Source organism: Enterobacter sp. Li2LvB3 (assembly GCF_056156645.1).
In genome coordinates this window covers 14,353-28,390 of record NZ_JBSICG010000016.1, presented here as the reverse complement: position 1 = coordinate 28,390, position 14,038 = coordinate 14,353, and the positions used below count along the sequence as shown (strand labels likewise).

16 protein-coding genes are annotated in these 14,038 nt (G+C 53.0%); 7 read left to right on the top strand and 9 right to left on the bottom strand.

The features are described from left to right. Nucleotides 1-334 precede the first annotated feature (334 nt). Nucleotides 335-1,210, bottom strand: coding sequence for a LysR family transcriptional regulator AmpR (gene ampR / locus ACS603_RS14355; RefSeq protein ID WP_217188157.1), 876 nt, complete (start codon nt 1,208-1,210; stop codon nt 335-337). 132 nt (nt 1,211-1,342) lie between these two features. Here ampR and ampC point away from each other — a divergent pair, with 132 nt between their 5' ends. Then, nucleotides 1,343-2,485, top strand: a complete 1,143-nt coding sequence (gene ampC / locus ACS603_RS14350) for a CMY2/MIR/ACT/EC family class C beta-lactamase (RefSeq protein WP_315687636.1) — start codon at nt 1,343-1,345, stop codon at nt 2,483-2,485. A gap of 106 nt (nt 2,486-2,591) precedes the next feature. Beyond that, on the top strand, nt 2,592-3,122 hold the full coding sequence (locus ACS603_RS14345) for a lipocalin family protein (RefSeq protein ID WP_182063359.1): 531 nt from the start codon (nt 2,592-2,594) through the stop codon (nt 3,120-3,122). Here the strand turns inward: ACS603_RS14345 and sugE are convergent. Beyond that, a complete protein-coding gene (gene sugE / locus ACS603_RS14340) occupies nt 3,119-3,436 on the bottom strand; it encodes a quaternary ammonium compound efflux SMR transporter SugE (protein ID WP_014068595.1) in 318 nt (105 codons plus the stop codon). The two genes, ACS603_RS14345 and sugE, sit on opposite strands and share 4 nt — an antisense overlap. A gap of 263 nt (nt 3,437-3,699) precedes the next feature. Between sugE and ACS603_RS14335 the strand changes: the two genes are divergently transcribed. Next, nucleotides 3,700-4,299, top strand: a complete 600-nt coding sequence (locus tag ACS603_RS14335) for a LuxR C-terminal-related transcriptional regulator (RefSeq protein WP_182063358.1) — start codon at nt 3,700-3,702, stop codon at nt 4,297-4,299. A 40-nt stretch (nt 4,300-4,339) separates the two neighbouring features. Here the strand turns inward: ACS603_RS14335 and ecnB are convergent, their stop codons facing one another. The 3 genes from ecnB to efp all read right to left on the bottom strand — a co-directional run bounded on the left by ecnB (nt 4,340) and on the right by efp (nt 5,351). Further along, the gene (gene ecnB / locus ACS603_RS14330) at nt 4,340-4,486 is read right to left on the bottom strand and encodes a lipoprotein toxin entericidin B (protein WP_014068593.1); all 147 of its coding nucleotides are present in this window, start codon (nt 4,484-4,486) and stop codon (nt 4,340-4,342) included. A gap of 108 nt (nt 4,487-4,594) precedes the next feature. Further along, the gene (locus ACS603_RS14325) at nt 4,595-4,726 is read right to left on the bottom strand and encodes an entericidin A/B family lipoprotein (RefSeq protein WP_041161986.1); all 132 of its coding nucleotides are present in this window, start codon (nt 4,724-4,726) and stop codon (nt 4,595-4,597) included. Between the two features lie 58 nt (nt 4,727-4,784). Further along, nucleotides 4,785-5,351, bottom strand: a complete 567-nt coding sequence (gene efp / locus ACS603_RS14320; RefSeq protein ID WP_182063357.1) for an elongation factor P — start codon at nt 5,349-5,351, stop codon at nt 4,785-4,787. Between the two features lie 40 nt (nt 5,352-5,391). Here efp and epmB point away from each other — a divergent pair, with 40 nt between their 5' ends. Beyond that, a complete protein-coding gene (epmB, locus tag ACS603_RS14315; RefSeq protein ID WP_474944470.1) occupies nt 5,392-6,420 on the top strand; it encodes an EF-P beta-lysylation protein EpmB in 1,029 nt (342 codons plus the stop codon). A 48-nt stretch (nt 6,421-6,468) separates the two neighbouring features. Here epmB and ACS603_RS14310 read toward each other — a convergent pair whose 3' ends face one another. From ACS603_RS14310 to ACS603_RS14300, 3 genes are all read right to left on the bottom strand, one after another. After that, nucleotides 6,469-6,822, bottom strand: a complete 354-nt coding sequence (locus ACS603_RS14310; RefSeq protein WP_182063355.1) for a DUF4156 domain-containing protein — start codon at nt 6,820-6,822, stop codon at nt 6,469-6,471. 134 nt (nt 6,823-6,956) lie between these two features. Further along, nucleotides 6,957-8,600, bottom strand: a complete 1,644-nt coding sequence (groL, locus tag ACS603_RS14305) for a chaperonin GroEL (protein ID WP_315687629.1) — start codon at nt 8,598-8,600, stop codon at nt 6,957-6,959. Between the two features lie 30 nt (nt 8,601-8,630). Next, complete coding sequence (locus ACS603_RS14300) at nt 8,631-8,924, bottom strand: co-chaperone GroES (RefSeq protein ID WP_003855929.1); 294 nt, start codon at nt 8,922-8,924, stop codon at nt 8,631-8,633. 178 nt (nt 8,925-9,102) lie between these two features. Here ACS603_RS14300 and yjeH point away from each other — a divergent pair, with 178 nt between their 5' ends. Continuing rightward, the gene (gene yjeH / locus ACS603_RS14295; RefSeq protein ID WP_395675437.1) at nt 9,103-10,341 is read left to right on the top strand and encodes an L-methionine/branched-chain amino acid transporter; all 1,239 of its coding nucleotides are present in this window, start codon (nt 9,103-9,105) and stop codon (nt 10,339-10,341) included. A 36-nt stretch (nt 10,342-10,377) separates the two neighbouring features. Here yjeH and ACS603_RS14290 read toward each other — a convergent pair whose 3' ends face one another. Beyond that, nucleotides 10,378-10,842 (bottom strand): FxsA family protein, encoded by a 465-nt coding sequence (locus tag ACS603_RS14290; protein ID WP_182063352.1) that lies wholly within the window; start codon nt 10,840-10,842, stop codon nt 10,378-10,380. Nucleotides 10,843-11,176: 334 nt separating this feature from the next. Here ACS603_RS14290 and aspA point away from each other — a divergent pair, with 334 nt between their 5' ends. Both aspA and ACS603_RS14280 read left to right on the top strand, forming a co-directional pair. Continuing rightward, on the top strand, nt 11,177-12,613 hold the full coding sequence (gene aspA, locus ACS603_RS14285; protein ID WP_182063351.1) for an aspartate ammonia-lyase: 1,437 nt from the start codon (nt 11,177-11,179) through the stop codon (nt 12,611-12,613). 117 nt (nt 12,614-12,730) lie between these two features. Further along, nucleotides 12,731-14,032, top strand: coding sequence for an anaerobic C4-dicarboxylate transporter (locus ACS603_RS14280; RefSeq protein ID WP_182063350.1), 1,302 nt, complete (start codon nt 12,731-12,733; stop codon nt 14,030-14,032). Nucleotides 14,033-14,038: the final 6 nt, after the last annotated feature.

Here is a 14,038-nt window from a genome sequence, read left to right as displayed (position 1 = left end):
GAAGGTTCGTGAGTCCGGCTGAAAATCGCCGAAGCGTTTCCTGAAGGCCGGGGCGACGCGCAGGGATGCGCGGCGAGGGCGGATTTACAGGGACGTTACCTCCGCCCGTCCCCGATAAGCCGGAAGGAATAAGCTGAGGGTACCGCGAAGCGGCGAGTTTCTTTGCCGGGAGCCGGGATTGCTAAGGGGGCGGCGGCAGCCCCCTTAGCACGTTCACCGCAGCGGATTATGCAGGTAGCAGGAAAGCCTAAGTGAACGGAACGATGCCACTCAAATAGCAGAGTGGTTTAATATCGCTTAACTGACTGGCATTACCGCCATCCGGCGGGCCTTTTTATTTCTGCATCTTCCCCACCAGCCACTGCGCAAACTCGTGCATTGCAGGGGTTTCAGTCCGTGACTGCAATCGCGTTAGCCAGTAACTGCCAAGATCGATCTGCGTGGCAAACGGCTGCACGATACGCTCGCTATTCAGCAGATGGGCAAACATGTCGACCGGTGCGATGGCAATCCCCACGCCCGCCTGCGCGGCTTCCAGCATGGTAACGGATGAATCAAACACCATAACCCGATGTGTCGGTGAAGGTGGTGGTTCACCTGCGGCCTGCATCCATGCCGACCATTCATCACGTCGATAGGAACGCAGAAGGGTAAATTTCAGAATATCAGCGGGCGCGTGCAGCCTGTCGGCGAACTCCGGCGAGCAAAGAGGAGCCAGCGGCGCTGCGCAAAGAAAAATGGCCTCAGTGCCATGCCATGCACCTCCACCGTAGCGGATCGTGTAATCCAGCCCTTCGGCGGCCGGATCGACCCGGTTGTTATGCGTGGAAAGCTGGAGGTCAATATGCGGGTAACTGCGGCGAAAATCCTCAAGCAGCGGAAATAAACAGCCGGTAGCGAAGGTCCCGACAACGCCAATTTTGAGTTTTTCCTGCGCCCGATGACGGCTAAAGCGGTCCAGCATTCCGGCAATACGATCAAAAGAGTCGTTCAGCACCGGCAATAAATTCTCACCTTCCGTAGTCAGCATCAGGCCACGAGAGACGCGCACGAACAACTGGCAGTTAAGGTGCTGCTCCAGTGCTTTCACCTGCTGGCTAATGGCGGAATGGGTGACATTCAGCTCAATCGCCGCATGAGTAAAGCTGAGGTGCCTGGCGGCGGCTTCGAATGCACGAAGCGAATTAAGGGGAATATAGCTGCGCGTCATGGTCTTGTCCGTTAGAAAAATTAACAGCTCCTGCTAAATTTAACCGTTTGTCATGCACAGTCAAATCCAACAGACTACGCTCGTCTGATGGGCCCGGACATTCCCTTGACTCGCTATTACGGAAGATATCTCATGAAAAAATCACTTTGCTGCGCTCTGCTGCTCACCGCCTCCTGTTCAGCCCTTGCCGGGACGATGTCAGAAAAACAGTTGGCTAATGTGGTTGAACGCGCCGTGACTCCCCTGATGAAAGCGCAGGCCATCCCCGGTATGGCGGTAGCGGTTATTTATCAGGGCAAACCGCACTATTTCACCTTCGGGGAAGCCGATGTCGCGGCTCGCGTGCCCGTCACACAACAGACATTATTCGAGCTGGGCTCCATCAGTAAAACCTTCACCGGCGTGCTGGGAGGCGATGCCGTTGCCCGCCATGAAATTTCACTGAGCGACCCGGCAACGCAATACTGGCCTGAACTGACAGGCAAACAGTGGCAGGGGATCCGTCTGCTGGATCTGGCAACCTACACCGCCGGTGGCCTGCCGTTACAAGTTCCGGATAAGGTCACTGACAACGCTTCGCTGCTGAATTTCTACCAGCACTGGCAGCCACAGTGGAAACCCGGGACAACGCGCCTTTATGCGAACGCCAGTATTGGCCTTTTCGGCGTGCTGGCGGTTAAACCTTCCGGTATGAGTTTTGAGCAGGCCATGACCACGCGTGTGTTTCAGCCGCTGAAGCTGACACATACCTGGATTACGGTCCCAAAATCGGAAGAGAAACATTACGCATGGGGCTATCGTGACGGCAAACCGGTTCATGTTTCGCCTGGAATGCTGGATGCGCAAGCCTATGGCGTGAAGACGAATATCCAGGATATGTCCCGCTGGGTGATGGCCAACATGGCGCCAGATACCGTCGCTGATGCGTCTCTTAAGCAAGGTATTGCCCTTGCTCAGTCTCGCTACTGGCGGGTTGGCTCAATGTATCAGGGGCTGGGCTGGGAAATGCTGAACTGGCCCGTGGACGCTAAAACGGTAGTGGATGGCAGTGATAACAAGATTGCACTGGCACCCTTACCTGCGGCAGAAGTCACTCCGCCAGCGCCACCGGTAAAAGCCTCCTGGGTGCATAAAACGGGGTCAACCGGTGGTTTTGGCGGTTACGTTGCGTTTATTCCTGAACAGCAACTCGGCATCGTGATGCTGGCGAACAAAAGCTATCCGAATCCTGCAAGGGTAGAGACAGCGTACCGTATTTTGAGCGCGCTACAGTAAAACCGTGCCGGGTAGCGTTAGCGCTACCCGGCAAAACACACCACGGTAAACCCACATTTTCCTTGCCCTCATCTACACTTAACAAAAAACCGGTAAGGAAACACCTATGCGCATTCTGCCTGTTATCGCCGCAGTGACAGCCGCGTTTTTAGTGGTTGCCTGTAGCTCTCCGACCCCACCAGCGGGTGTCACCGTCGTCAACAATTTCGATGCACAGCGCTTCCTCGGAACGTGGTATGAAATTGCCCGTTTTGATCACCGTTTTGAGCGGGGTTTGCAGAAAGTCACCGCGAACTACAGCTCGATGGATGATGGCGGGATTCAGGTGATTAATCGCGGCTATAACCCTGACCGCGGCATGTGGCAACAGGCGATTGGACAAGCCTACTTTACCGGCAGCCCAAATCGGGCGGCGCTTAAAGTCTCTTTCTTTGGTCCCTTCTATGGCGGGTATAACGTGATAGCCCTGGACAGAGAATACCGTCATGCGCTGGTCTGCGGGCCGGATCGCGACTACCTCTGGATACTCTCCCGCACGCCAACCATCTCCAGTGAAATGAAACAGCAGATGCTGGACGTCGCGACCCGGCAGGGGTTTGATGTGACGAAATTAATCTGGGTGGAACAACCCCATTAATGTGCGCTGAGTTTTAAACCAATAATTCCGGCGACAATCAAGGCGAGGCTGGCGATACGTGCCAGACTCGCCGATTCACCCAGCAGCAAAATCCCCGTAATTGCCGCCCCGACAGCGCCAATCCCCGTCCAGACGGCATAAGCCGTGCCTACCGGCAGCGTGCGCATCGCCCACGACAGCAGCGCAATACTGACAACCATCGCAGTAACGGTAATCAGACTGGGCATCAGACGGGTAAAGCCGTGGGTGTACTTCAGACCGATTGCCCAAACAACCTCAAGCAAACCGGCAATGACAAGAATAATCCAGGACATATCTGGCTCCTTAACTTAAATGCAAGTTGGGGCCGTCCCCGATGAACAGATGCGCTTACGGGTCGTCCCGCAAGGCAGAGATTAGGCGGTATATTTTGGTTAACGACCGATTTTTTTTCAATCCATTTATGCTGAACTTGTTAAGGCAAGAAATAGCCGCAGTATGGCGCGTAGTTCAGGCATTTATCACTCATCCGACTTCTCTATGATGATGTGCTTTCTGATGGCAGGAAGCCAAACCACTAGCCGACTGCGAAAAAAATATGTTCAAAATTCTTTTGATTGACCGTTGTCACTTCACCCGCGCTGGGTTTGAAGCATGGCTCAATCATTCTGGCCTGTTCCCGGGCAACTATGTTGTGACCGGTTTGAATAATCTTTTCCTGGCCCGGGAGCACATCCTACAGTGGAAGCCAACGTTGGTGATTGCTGATTTACACGGCTTCAAACAGGATATTCACCATTTCCAGCAGCTCTCTTCTTTGCTGAAATCCTGCGAAACGCTGCCCTTTATTTTGTTGCAGTCGGGCGAAGAACAAGAGATGGCAAATTACCTGGAGCAGTTCCCGGTCTGGTCCTGTCTGTTGAAAAATGCCGGACTCGAACAACTGGCCACGGTGATTAACGATGCACTGACATCCTGCGCCAGCATTGAAATACCGCAAATCGCAGCACCGTTGTTAACCCGCCAGGAAGAGAAAGTGCTTACGCTGTGGATGGATGGCGCAAGCAATCAGAAGATTGCCAGCCATTTGAGTATCAACGGGAAAACGGTTTATACCTACAAACGCAACATCCGTATGAAACTGCATATGGATACACGTTTTTCGCCGTTTTTATCCCTGCAAGAAGTGGAGAATTGACGGTACGAGGAGATCTACACGACGTACCGTCTTAATATCATTAGTTCTGCGCTTTTGTTGCTGCACCAGAAATTGCGCTACCACCTTCAGAAATATCCTGACCGACGCCACGCGTGGTATTACAGGCGGTTAAAACTGAAGAAAGTACCAGGACAGAAAAGATCGCTGCAATTGTCTTCTTAACCATAATATCTTCCTTTTATAGCCAAAGTTATTTTGTTGATAGCAACTTAAGGATAGACAAGATCCCGTCATTTGACGGCCCGGGAAGCGATTTTAGGAGAATTAGACGAAATTAGCTGGCTGCGTGAGAAATCACATGGCCAAGATCTTTGATATCTTCGCCGACACCGCGTGCAGTATTACACCCGGAAAGGAACGCGCCGGACAGCGCCAACAGAAGCAGAATTTTAACGGTACGTTTCATCATCCCTGCCTGCAAAAACAGGCGCAGCGGGCGCTGCGCCATTAATCATTTACATGAATTACTTCACGCGGGATACGTATTCGCCGGAGCGGGTATCCACTTTGATCACTTCGCCAGTCTGTACGAACAGTGGAACTTTAACCACTGCACCAGTAGACAGTTTAGCTGGCTTGCCGCCAGTACCTGCGGTGTCACCCTTCAGACCTGGATCGGTTTCAACGATTTCCAGCTCTACGAAGTTTGGTGGGGTCACAGAGATAGGCTGGCCGTTCCACAGGGTCACGATGCACTCAGCCTGATCCAGCAGCCATTTAGCGCTGTCACCTACTGCTTTCTCGTCAGCAGACAGCTGTTCGAAAGTAGAGTTGTTCATGAAGTGATAGAACTCACCGTCGTTGTAGAGGTAAGTCAGGTTCATATCGACAACATCGGCACCTTCAGCAGAGTCAGTAGACTTGAAGGTTTTTTCTACACGGGTACCGGTCAGCAGGCGGCGCAGCTTAACACGCGCAAATGCCTGGCCTTTACCTGGTTTAACGAATTCGCTGGCTTCAACCGCATACGGTTCGCCGTCCATCATGATTTTAAGACCAGCACGAAAATCGTTGCTATAGTACGTTGCCATAAGGCCCTCTAAATTTGTTAACTGGTAGCTAAGCCACAAAATGGCGCATATTGTAACCCTAAACACCCCGTCCAGAGAAGATTGGTTATCGCAACTTGCCGATGTAATCACCAGTCCTGATGAATTACTGCGTCTTTTAGACCTGGAAACCCATGAGAACTTGCTCGCCGGCCGTGAGGCCAAACGCCTCTTTCCCCTGCGAGTGCCTCGCGCATTTGTGGCGCGCATGGAGAAAGGCAACCCTGATGATCCATTGCTAAAACAGACGCTTACTGTTCAGGATGAGTTTGTGACTGCGCCAGGCTTTAGCACCGATCCACTGGAGGAACAGAACAGCGTTGTGCCCGGTTTGCTGCATAAGTATTTGAACCGCGCATTACTGCTGGTAAAAGGCGGCTGCGCCGTAAATTGTCGCTATTGCTTCCGCCGACACTTCCCGTATGCCGAAAATCAAGGGAACAAGCGTAACTGGCAGGTCGCGCTGGACTACATTGCCGCGCATCCTGAGCTGGATGAGATTATCTTTTCCGGTGGCGATCCGCTGATGGCAAAAGATCATGAGCTGGACTGGCTGATAACCCAACTCGAGAGTATTCCTCATATCAAACGTCTGCGGATCCATAGCCGTTTGCCGATTGTTATCCCGACCCGCATTACGGACGAACTGGCCGCCCGGTTTGAGCGCTCTTCCCTGCAAATTCTGCTGGTGAATCACATTAACCATGCCAACGAAATAGATCAGGATTTTCGTATGGTGATGGCGAGATTGCGCAAGGCTGGCGTCACACTGCTGAACCAGAGCGTGCTACTGCGTGGAGTAAACGATAATGCCCGCGCGCTGGCGAATCTGAGCAATGCGCTATTTGATGCAGGGGTAATGCCCTACTACATTCACGTGCTGGATAAAGTCCAGGGCGCTGCACATTTCATGGTGTCAGATGAGGAAGCAAGAGCGATTATGCGTGAATTGCTGACACTGGTATCAGGCTATATGGTACCTAAACTGGCGCGTGAGATTGGCGGCGAACCAAGCAAGACGCCACTGGATTTGCAGCTACGGCAGAGCTAGTTTCCCCTCACCCTAACCCTCTCCCTCAAGGGAGAGGGAAAAAGGCAATCAGTTCGGGCACTTATAAACCTGGCCATTCATCTGGCTGGCTGTCGGCACAAAGCTCGACAACATCCCCTGCGACGGGCTGCTCACGCCATAAATCACGTTACCGCCCATCGCCGCAGCCTGGTTACGCAGGGCATTCGCCGCACCACGCATAGAGCCGCCTTCTTCACCGTGCTGGCCCGACATCCAGTTGCTTTGCTCACCGCTTGCCGTACCTAATAACTGGCACTCGCTACCCGGCTTATCTTCCACAAAGCGAACACCCTGGCCCGCTGCTGACAGCTCATTGCTGGAACTACAACCTGCCAGCAGCAATGCTGCTCCCACGATCCCTGCACAGACTTTTACGCGCATGTTATTCCTCGTTTTCAATAAGCTGGACAGTAGTTGTCCGTGTCTAAACCTTATACTAAAAAGATGACCAAAAGAAAAACCCCCGAGCATTTCTGCCCGGGGGTTTTTCACAATCTAAGCTGTATAGCGCACGATTACATCATGCCGCCCATACCGCCCATGCCGCCCATACCAGCAGCACCTAAGTCAGGTGCATCGCCTTTAGGCATATCGGTCACCATGCACTCGGTGGTGATCATCAGGCCAGCAACAGATGCCGCGTACTGCAATGCAGAACGGGTCACTTTAGTTGGGTCGAGGATACCGAAGTCGATCATGTTGCCGTATTCTTCAGTGGCTGCGTTGTAACCGTAGTTACCTTCGCCCGCTTTCACGTTGTTTGCCACAACAGAGGGTTCTTCACCGGCGTTGGACACGATCTGACGCAGTGGTGCTTCCATTGCGCGCAGCGCAACTTTGATACCCACGTTCTGATCTTCGTTCTGCGCAGTCAGGTTAACCAGTTTAGCGGCAACGCGCACCAGCGCAACACCACCACCCGCAACCACGCCTTCTTCTACTGCTGCACGGGTCGCGTGCAGAGCGTCGTCAACGCGTGCTTTTTTCTCTTTCATTTCAACTTCAGTTGCAGCACCAACTTTGATAACTGCCACGCCGCCTGCCAGTTTCGCTACGCGCTCCTGCAGTTTTTCACGGTCGTAATCAGAAGTTGCTTCTTCAATTTGCTTACGGATCTGACCAACGCGGCCCTGAATAGCAGCTTCGTCGCCCACGCCATCGATGATGGTGGTGGTGTCTTTGTTGATCACAACGCGTTTAGCCTGGCCCAGGTCTTCCAGGGTCGCTTTTTCCAGCTCCATACCGATCTCTTCAGAGATAACAGTACCGCCAGTCAGGGTTGCGATGTCCTGCAACATAGCTTTACGACGATCGCCGAAGCCAGGTGCTTTAACCGCGGCCACTTTCACGATGCCACGCATGGTGTTAACCACCAGAGTCGCCAGCGCTTCGCCTTCAACATCTTCAGCGATGATAACCAGTGGTTTGCCTGCTTTCGCAACGGCTTCCAGAACTGGCAGCATTTCGCGGATGTTGGAGATTTTTTTGTCAGCCAGCAGAATGAATGGGCTTTCCAGCTCAACAGCACCCGTTTCTGGTTTGTTGATGAAGTATGGGGACAGGTAACCGCGGTCGAACTGCATACCTTCAACCACGTCCAGTTCGTCTTCCAGACCGGTACCGTCTTCAACGGTGATCACGCCTTCTTTACCGACTTTATCCATCGCTTCAGCGATCAGTTTACCTACGGTTTCGTCGGAGTTAGCGGAGATAGTACCAACCTGAGCAATGGCTTTAGAGTCAGAGCACGGTACGGACAGCGCTTTCAGCTCTTCAACGGCAGCAGCGACAGCTTTGTCGATACCACGTTTCAGATCCATTGGGTTCATGCCCGCAGCAACGGCTTTCAGGCCTTCTGCGATGATTGCCTGTGCCAGTACGGTTGCAGTGGTAGTACCGTCGCCTGCTGCGTCGTTCGCTTTAGAGGCAACTTCTTTCACCATCTGCGCGCCCATGTTTTCGAACTTGTCTTCCAGCTCGATTTCACGTGCTACAGAAACACCATCTTTAGTGATGGTTGGCGCGCCGAAGGATTTGTCCAGCACTACGTTACGGCCTTTCGGGCCCAGGGTCACTTTAACTGCATCTGCCAGTACGTTCACGCCGCGCAGCATTTTTACACGAGCGTCATTACCGAATTTTACGTCTTTAGCTGCCATGTTCTTAGTTCCTCAAATTCTCGTGCGTAATTACGCTTCAACAATTGCCAGAATGTCGCTTTCGGACATGATCAACACTTCTTCATTGTCGATCTTCTCGGATTTCACGCCGTAGCCATCGTTGAAAATTACGATGTCACCAACTTTAACGTCCAGTGGCTGCACAGTTCCGTTTTCCAGGATGCGGCCCTTACCGACAGCGATGATTTCGCCACGCGTTGATTTTGCCGCTGCAGAACCGGTCAGAACGATGCCGCCAGCAGATTTGGTTTCAACTTCTTTACGTTTGACGATCACACGATCATGTAACGGACGAATACTCATTGATAGCTCTCCTTTGAGAAAGTCATTATCAGTTATGGATGACGCCGGTCCGTACACGGTTTTCCGGCTAGTGCCCTGAGAGATGGGGATAGCTTTTTACCCCTTCAAGGGGTAGTCGAAAAAAAATTTGCGAAAGTGTTACCATCGCCTCTCTTTGGATGGTGGCAGGACGATGTAAATGAGTGGACTGAAACAGGAGTTGGGACTCGCGCAGGGCGTGGGCTTACTCTCAACTTCCTTGTTAGGCACGGGGGTTTTCGCTGTTCCCGCACTCGCGGCGCTGGTCGCCGGGAATAACAGCCTGTGGGCGTGGCCGGTATTGATTGTGCTGGTTTTTCCGGTAGCGATTGTCTTTGCCGTGCTTGGGCGGCACTTTCCCAGTGCAGGCGGTGTCGCCCACTTTGTCGGCATGGCCTTTGGCCCGCGCCTGGAGCGCGTGACTGGCTGGCTTTTCCTTTCGGTTATTCCTGTTGGGCTACCTGCCGCACTGCATATCGCAACGGGCTTCGGGCAGGCGCTGTTTGGCTGGCATGACGAACAACTGCTGTTTGCCGAGCTGGGAACGCTGGCGATTGTCTGGTGGGTCGGCTCGCGTGGGGCCAGCTCCAGCGCCAATCTGCAAACGCTGGTCGCGGTGCTTATTGTCGCCCTGATTGCCGCTATCTGGTGGGCAGGCAACATCACCGTGGCGGAAATCCCCTTCCCGGCGGTGAGCGATGTCGACCATTCACAGCTTTTCGCTGCACTTTCGGTAATGTTCTGGTGTTTCGTGGGTCTTGAGGCGTTCGCGCATCTGGCATCGGAATTTAAACAACCCGAGCGCGATTTCCCGCGCGCGCTGATGATTGGTCTGCTGCTGGCAGGCACTGTCTACTGGGCCTGTACCGTGCTGGTACTGCACTTTAATGCCTTTGGCGAAGATAAAGCCGCAGCGGCATCGCTGCCGGGTATTGTGGTGACACTTTTCGGCGTCAAAGCCCTGTGGGTGGCCTGCGTGATTGGTTATCTCGCCTGCTTCGCTAGCCTCAATATTTACATACAGAGCTTCGCCCGTCTGGTGTGGTCGCAAGCGCTGTACAAGCCGGAAAGCCGCCTCGCGCAGCTGTCAAAACGCCAGCTTCCACTGAATGCGCTGAACACGGTACTGGGTTGCTGCGTGCTGAGTACCCTGGGTATTTACTGGCTGAATATCAATCTTGATGCGTTGATCGTCTATGCCAACGGCATTTTCATCATGATTTATCTGCTGTGTATGCTGGCGGGTTGTCGACTGCTGAAAGGTCGCTTTAAAGCGCTGGCCATTATCGGTGGGGTGCTCTGTTTGCTGCTGCTGGCGATGGTGGGCTGGAAGAGTTTGTACGCCATTGTGATGCTGGCGGGGCTTTGGCTGTTTTTGCCGACGCGAAGTTCCCTCTGAATAACGCCCGGTGGCGCTAAACCACCGGGCATGACATCAACGATCGTCTTTATTATCTAACCGGTCGTGCTGCTCGTCTTTACGCTGGTATTCGCCATCAAACGTATTGCCAGGTCCGGCACTGAAACCACCGCCCGGCATTCGGCCAAAGCTCAGGTGGGGCATTAACTTCATGGTCAGGTGCTTTTGCACCGGCGGTAACAGCAACAACAGCCCCAGGAAGTCGGTAAAGAACCCCGGCAGGATCAGCATCAAGCCCGCAATAATCAGCGACACGCTTTTGATCATCTCAGCGGCCGGGCTTTCACCTGCGGCCATCTTCTGCTGCATTAACAGGAAATTTTTGAAACCCTGATTACGCACCAGCGACATCCCAATCACCGACGTGAAGATAACCAGGATCAGCGTCAGCAGGACGCCAAGCACATGGGCGACCTGGATAAAAATCGAAATCTCAATGTAAACATAGAGAAAAAAAGCAATAAACGGTATCCAGCGCACTGGCATCTCCTGTGTGGCAGAGGCGCCTGGCCTCTGTCTGAATGTGTTCGCAACTCGCGTGTAGAACAGATGGAGGCGGTTAGCCAAAATTCAATCAGTTTGCACGGATATTTTTTTTGGAAATATTAAAGCGGTGACTCATTTCACAGATTAATAATTATCATGTTATCGGGTCGATAATAAGTGATCCAGATTACGGCAATTCGCTATTATCAGCATATGATCTCGAGCATGTGGCCGATTGAGGGAATAATCGTCGGTCATAAAATATTCAAAACCACATAAATACTGTGTGTTTAGTACAATCCATCGGCAGCTTGAAAAGAAGGTTCACATGTTAAACAACATTCGTATCGAAGAAGATTTGTTGGGTACCAGGGAAGTTCCAGCGGATGCCTACTACGGTGTTCACACTCTGAGAGCGATTGAAAACTTCTACATCAGCAACAGCAAAATCAGCGACATCCCTGAGTTTGTGCGTGGCATGGTGATGGTAAAGAAAGCCGCAGCACTGGCAAACAAAGAGCTGCAAACCATTCCGAAAAGCGCTGCAAATGCGATAATCGCCGCGTGCGATGAAGTGCTGAACAACGGCAAATGCATGGATCAGTTCCCGGTTGACGTCTATCAGGGCGGCGCGGGTACCTCCGTCAACATGAATACCAACGAAGTGCTGGCAAACATCGCCCTGGAGCTGATGGGTCATCAAAAAGGTGAATACCAGTACCTCAACCCTAACGACCACGTGAATAAATGCCAGTCCACCAACGATGCCTACCCTACCGGTTTCCGCATCGCAGTGTATGCCTCCGTGGTGAAACTGGTCGACGCTATCAACCAGTTGGGAGATGGCTTCCAGCGTAAAGCCGTTGAGTTCCAGGACATCCTGAAAATGGGGCGTACCCAGTTGCAGGACGCGGTTCCAATGACCCTCGGTCAGGAATTCCACGCGTTTAACGTGCTGCTGAATGAAGAAACCAAAAACCTGCTGCGCACCTCTGAACTGCTGCTGGAAGTGAACCTGGGCGCAACCGCCATCGGTACACGTCTGAACACCCCGGACGGCTATCAGCAGCTGGCGGTGCAGAAACTGGCAGAAGTTTCTAACCTGCCGGTTGTTCCGGCTGAAGACCTGATTGAAGCCACCTCCGACTGCGGCGCATATGTGATGGTACACAGCGCGCTGAAACGTCTGGCAGTGAAACTGTCCAAAATCTGTAACGACCTGCGCCTGCTCTCTTCCGGCCCGCGCGCTGGCCTGAATGAAATCAACCTGCCGGAACTCCAGGCGGGTTCCTCTATCATGCCAGCCAAAGTCAACCCGGTGGTGCCAGAAGTGGTGAACCAGGTCTGCTTCAAAGTCATTGGTAACGACACCACCGTGACCATGGCCTCTGAAGCGGGTCAGTTGCAGCTGAACGTGATGGAGCCGGTGATTGGCCAGGCGATGTTTGAATCCATCCACATCCTGACCAACGCATGCTACAACCTGCTGGAAAAATGCATTAACGGTATCACCGCGAATAAAGAAGTGTGTGAAGGCTATGTGTATAACTCCATCGGCATCGTCACCTACCTCAACCCGTTCATCGGCCACCATAACGGCGACATCGTCGGTAAGATTTGTGCTGAAACCGGTAAGAGCGTGCGTGAAGTTGTGCTGGAGCGCGGTCTGTTGACCGAAGCGGAGCTGGACGACATTTTCTCGGCGCAAAACCTGATGCACCCAGCGTATAAAGCGAAACGTTATACCGATGAAAGCGAACAGTAGCAGTTCAGGCTAAGCTTGCGAAAGGCACGTCACTTGTGACGTGCCTTTTTTCTTTTTAAGCGTTACCAATTACACAACAATTTAATATCAACTTGTTAATAAACAAGGAAGGCACTTATGTTTGGAGCAGAACTCGTTATCGTCTTGTTGGCGATTTATTTGGGCGCACGACTCGGGGGTATCGGCATCGGTTTTGCCGGTGGTCTCGGGGTGCTCGTTCTTACCCTTATCTTTCAGATCAAACCCGGCGCAATCCCTTTTGACGTTATCGAAATCATCATGGCCGTTATTGCCGCTATCGCTGCCATGCAGGTGGCGGGTGGTATGGACTACCTGGTGAGCCTGGCGGAGCGTATGCTGCGCCGCCATCCAAAATACATTACCTTCCTTGCACCACTGGTGACATGGTTTATGACCATTCTCGCCGGGACTGGCCACACGGCGTTCTCCACGCTGCCGGTCATTACTGAAGTGGCGAAAGAGCAAGGCATTCGCCCGTCTCGTCCGCTCTCCATCGCTGTGGTGGCGTCCCAGATTGCCATCACCGCTTCACCGATTTCCGCTGCCGTGGTCTTCTTTGCGGGCATCCTGGAGCCAATGGGCGTGAGCTACCTGACACTGCTGGGGATCTGTATTCCGGTCACGCTGATTGCGGTGATGATCACCGCCGTGCTGTGTAACTTCCTCGGTGCTGACCTGAAAGACGATCCGGTCTACCAGGAGCGTCTGGCAAAAGGAGAAGTGAAACTGCGCGGCAGCCAGGTCTTCGAGCTGAAACCCCACGCGAAACGCTCTGTGCTGCTGTTCCTGATCGGCATTGTGGCAGTCATGTTCTACGCTACCGCCATCAGCGATACCGTAGGGCTGATTCAAAACCCAGTTCTGCCACGTAACGAAGCGATTGTGGTGTTCATGTTGACCATCGCCGCACTGATTAGCATCACCTGTAAAATCGACACTAGCGAAGTGCTGAACGCCAGCACCTTTAAGTCCGGTATGAGCGCCTGTGTGTGCGTACTGGGCGTCGCCTGGCTTGGTGATACTTTCGTGAAAGCGCATATCTCGGATATCCAGACCGTTGCCGGTGATCTGCTGCACAACTACCCGTGGCTGCTGGCTGTGGTGCTGTTCTTCGCTGCAACGCTGCTGTACTCCCAGGCGGCGACTACCAAAGCGCTGATGCCGGCGGCACTGATGCTTGGCGTAACCCCGCTGACGGCAATTGCCTCTTTTGCGGCGGTGTCTGCGCTGTTCGTACTGCCGACTTACCCAACCCTGCTGGCGGCGGTTGAAATGGACGACACCGGCTCTACCCGTATCGGTAAATATGTGTTTAACCACGCGTTCCTGATCCCGGGCGTAGTCGCGATTTCGCTTTGCGTCATCCTCGGCTTTATCATCGGCGGCATCGTGCTGTAAACCCAT

What these genes read in the sequence shown, in the direction of transcription:
- epmB (WP_474944470.1), top strand. Translation starts at nt 5,392, where the DNA reads ATGGCGCATATTGTAACCCTAAACACCCCGTCCAGAGAAGATTGGTTA.
- ACS603_RS14345 (WP_182063359.1), top strand. Translation starts at nt 2,592, where the DNA reads ATGCGCATTCTGCCTGTTATCGCCGCAGTGACAGCCGCGTTTTTAGTG.
- ACS603_RS14280 (WP_182063350.1), top strand. Translation starts at nt 12,731, where the DNA reads ATGTTTGGAGCAGAACTCGTTATCGTCTTGTTGGCGATTTATTTGGGC.
- groL (WP_315687629.1), bottom strand. Translation starts at nt 8,600, where the DNA reads ATGGCAGCTAAAGACGTAAAATTCGGTAATGACGCTCGTGTAAAAATG.
- ACS603_RS14335 (WP_182063358.1), top strand. Translation starts at nt 3,700, where the DNA reads ATGTTCAAAATTCTTTTGATTGACCGTTGTCACTTCACCCGCGCTGGG.
- ACS603_RS14325 (WP_041161986.1), bottom strand. Translation starts at nt 4,726, where the DNA reads ATGAAACGTACCGTTAAAATTCTGCTTCTGTTGGCGCTGTCCGGCGCG.
- aspA (WP_182063351.1), top strand. Translation starts at nt 11,177, where the DNA reads ATGTTAAACAACATTCGTATCGAAGAAGATTTGTTGGGTACCAGGGAA.
- efp (WP_182063357.1), bottom strand. Translation starts at nt 5,351, where the DNA reads ATGGCAACGTACTATAGCAACGATTTTCGTGCTGGTCTTAAAATCATG.
- sugE (WP_014068595.1), bottom strand. Translation starts at nt 3,436, where the DNA reads ATGTCCTGGATTATTCTTGTCATTGCCGGTTTGCTTGAGGTTGTTTGG.
- ampR (WP_217188157.1), bottom strand. Translation starts at nt 1,210, where the DNA reads ATGACGCGCAGCTATATTCCCCTTAATTCGCTTCGTGCATTCGAAGCC.
- ACS603_RS14310 (WP_182063355.1), bottom strand. Translation starts at nt 6,822, where the DNA reads ATGCGCGTAAAAGTCTGTGCAGGGATCGTGGGAGCAGCATTGCTGCTG.
- ecnB (WP_014068593.1), bottom strand. Translation starts at nt 4,486, where the DNA reads ATGGTTAAGAAGACAATTGCAGCGATCTTTTCTGTCCTGGTACTTTCT.
- yjeH (WP_395675437.1), top strand. Translation starts at nt 9,103, where the DNA reads ATGAGTGGACTGAAACAGGAGTTGGGACTCGCGCAGGGCGTGGGCTTA.
- ampC (WP_315687636.1), top strand. Translation starts at nt 1,343, where the DNA reads ATGAAAAAATCACTTTGCTGCGCTCTGCTGCTCACCGCCTCCTGTTCA.
- ACS603_RS14300 (WP_003855929.1), bottom strand. Translation starts at nt 8,924, where the DNA reads ATGAGTATTCGTCCGTTACATGATCGTGTGATCGTCAAACGTAAAGAA.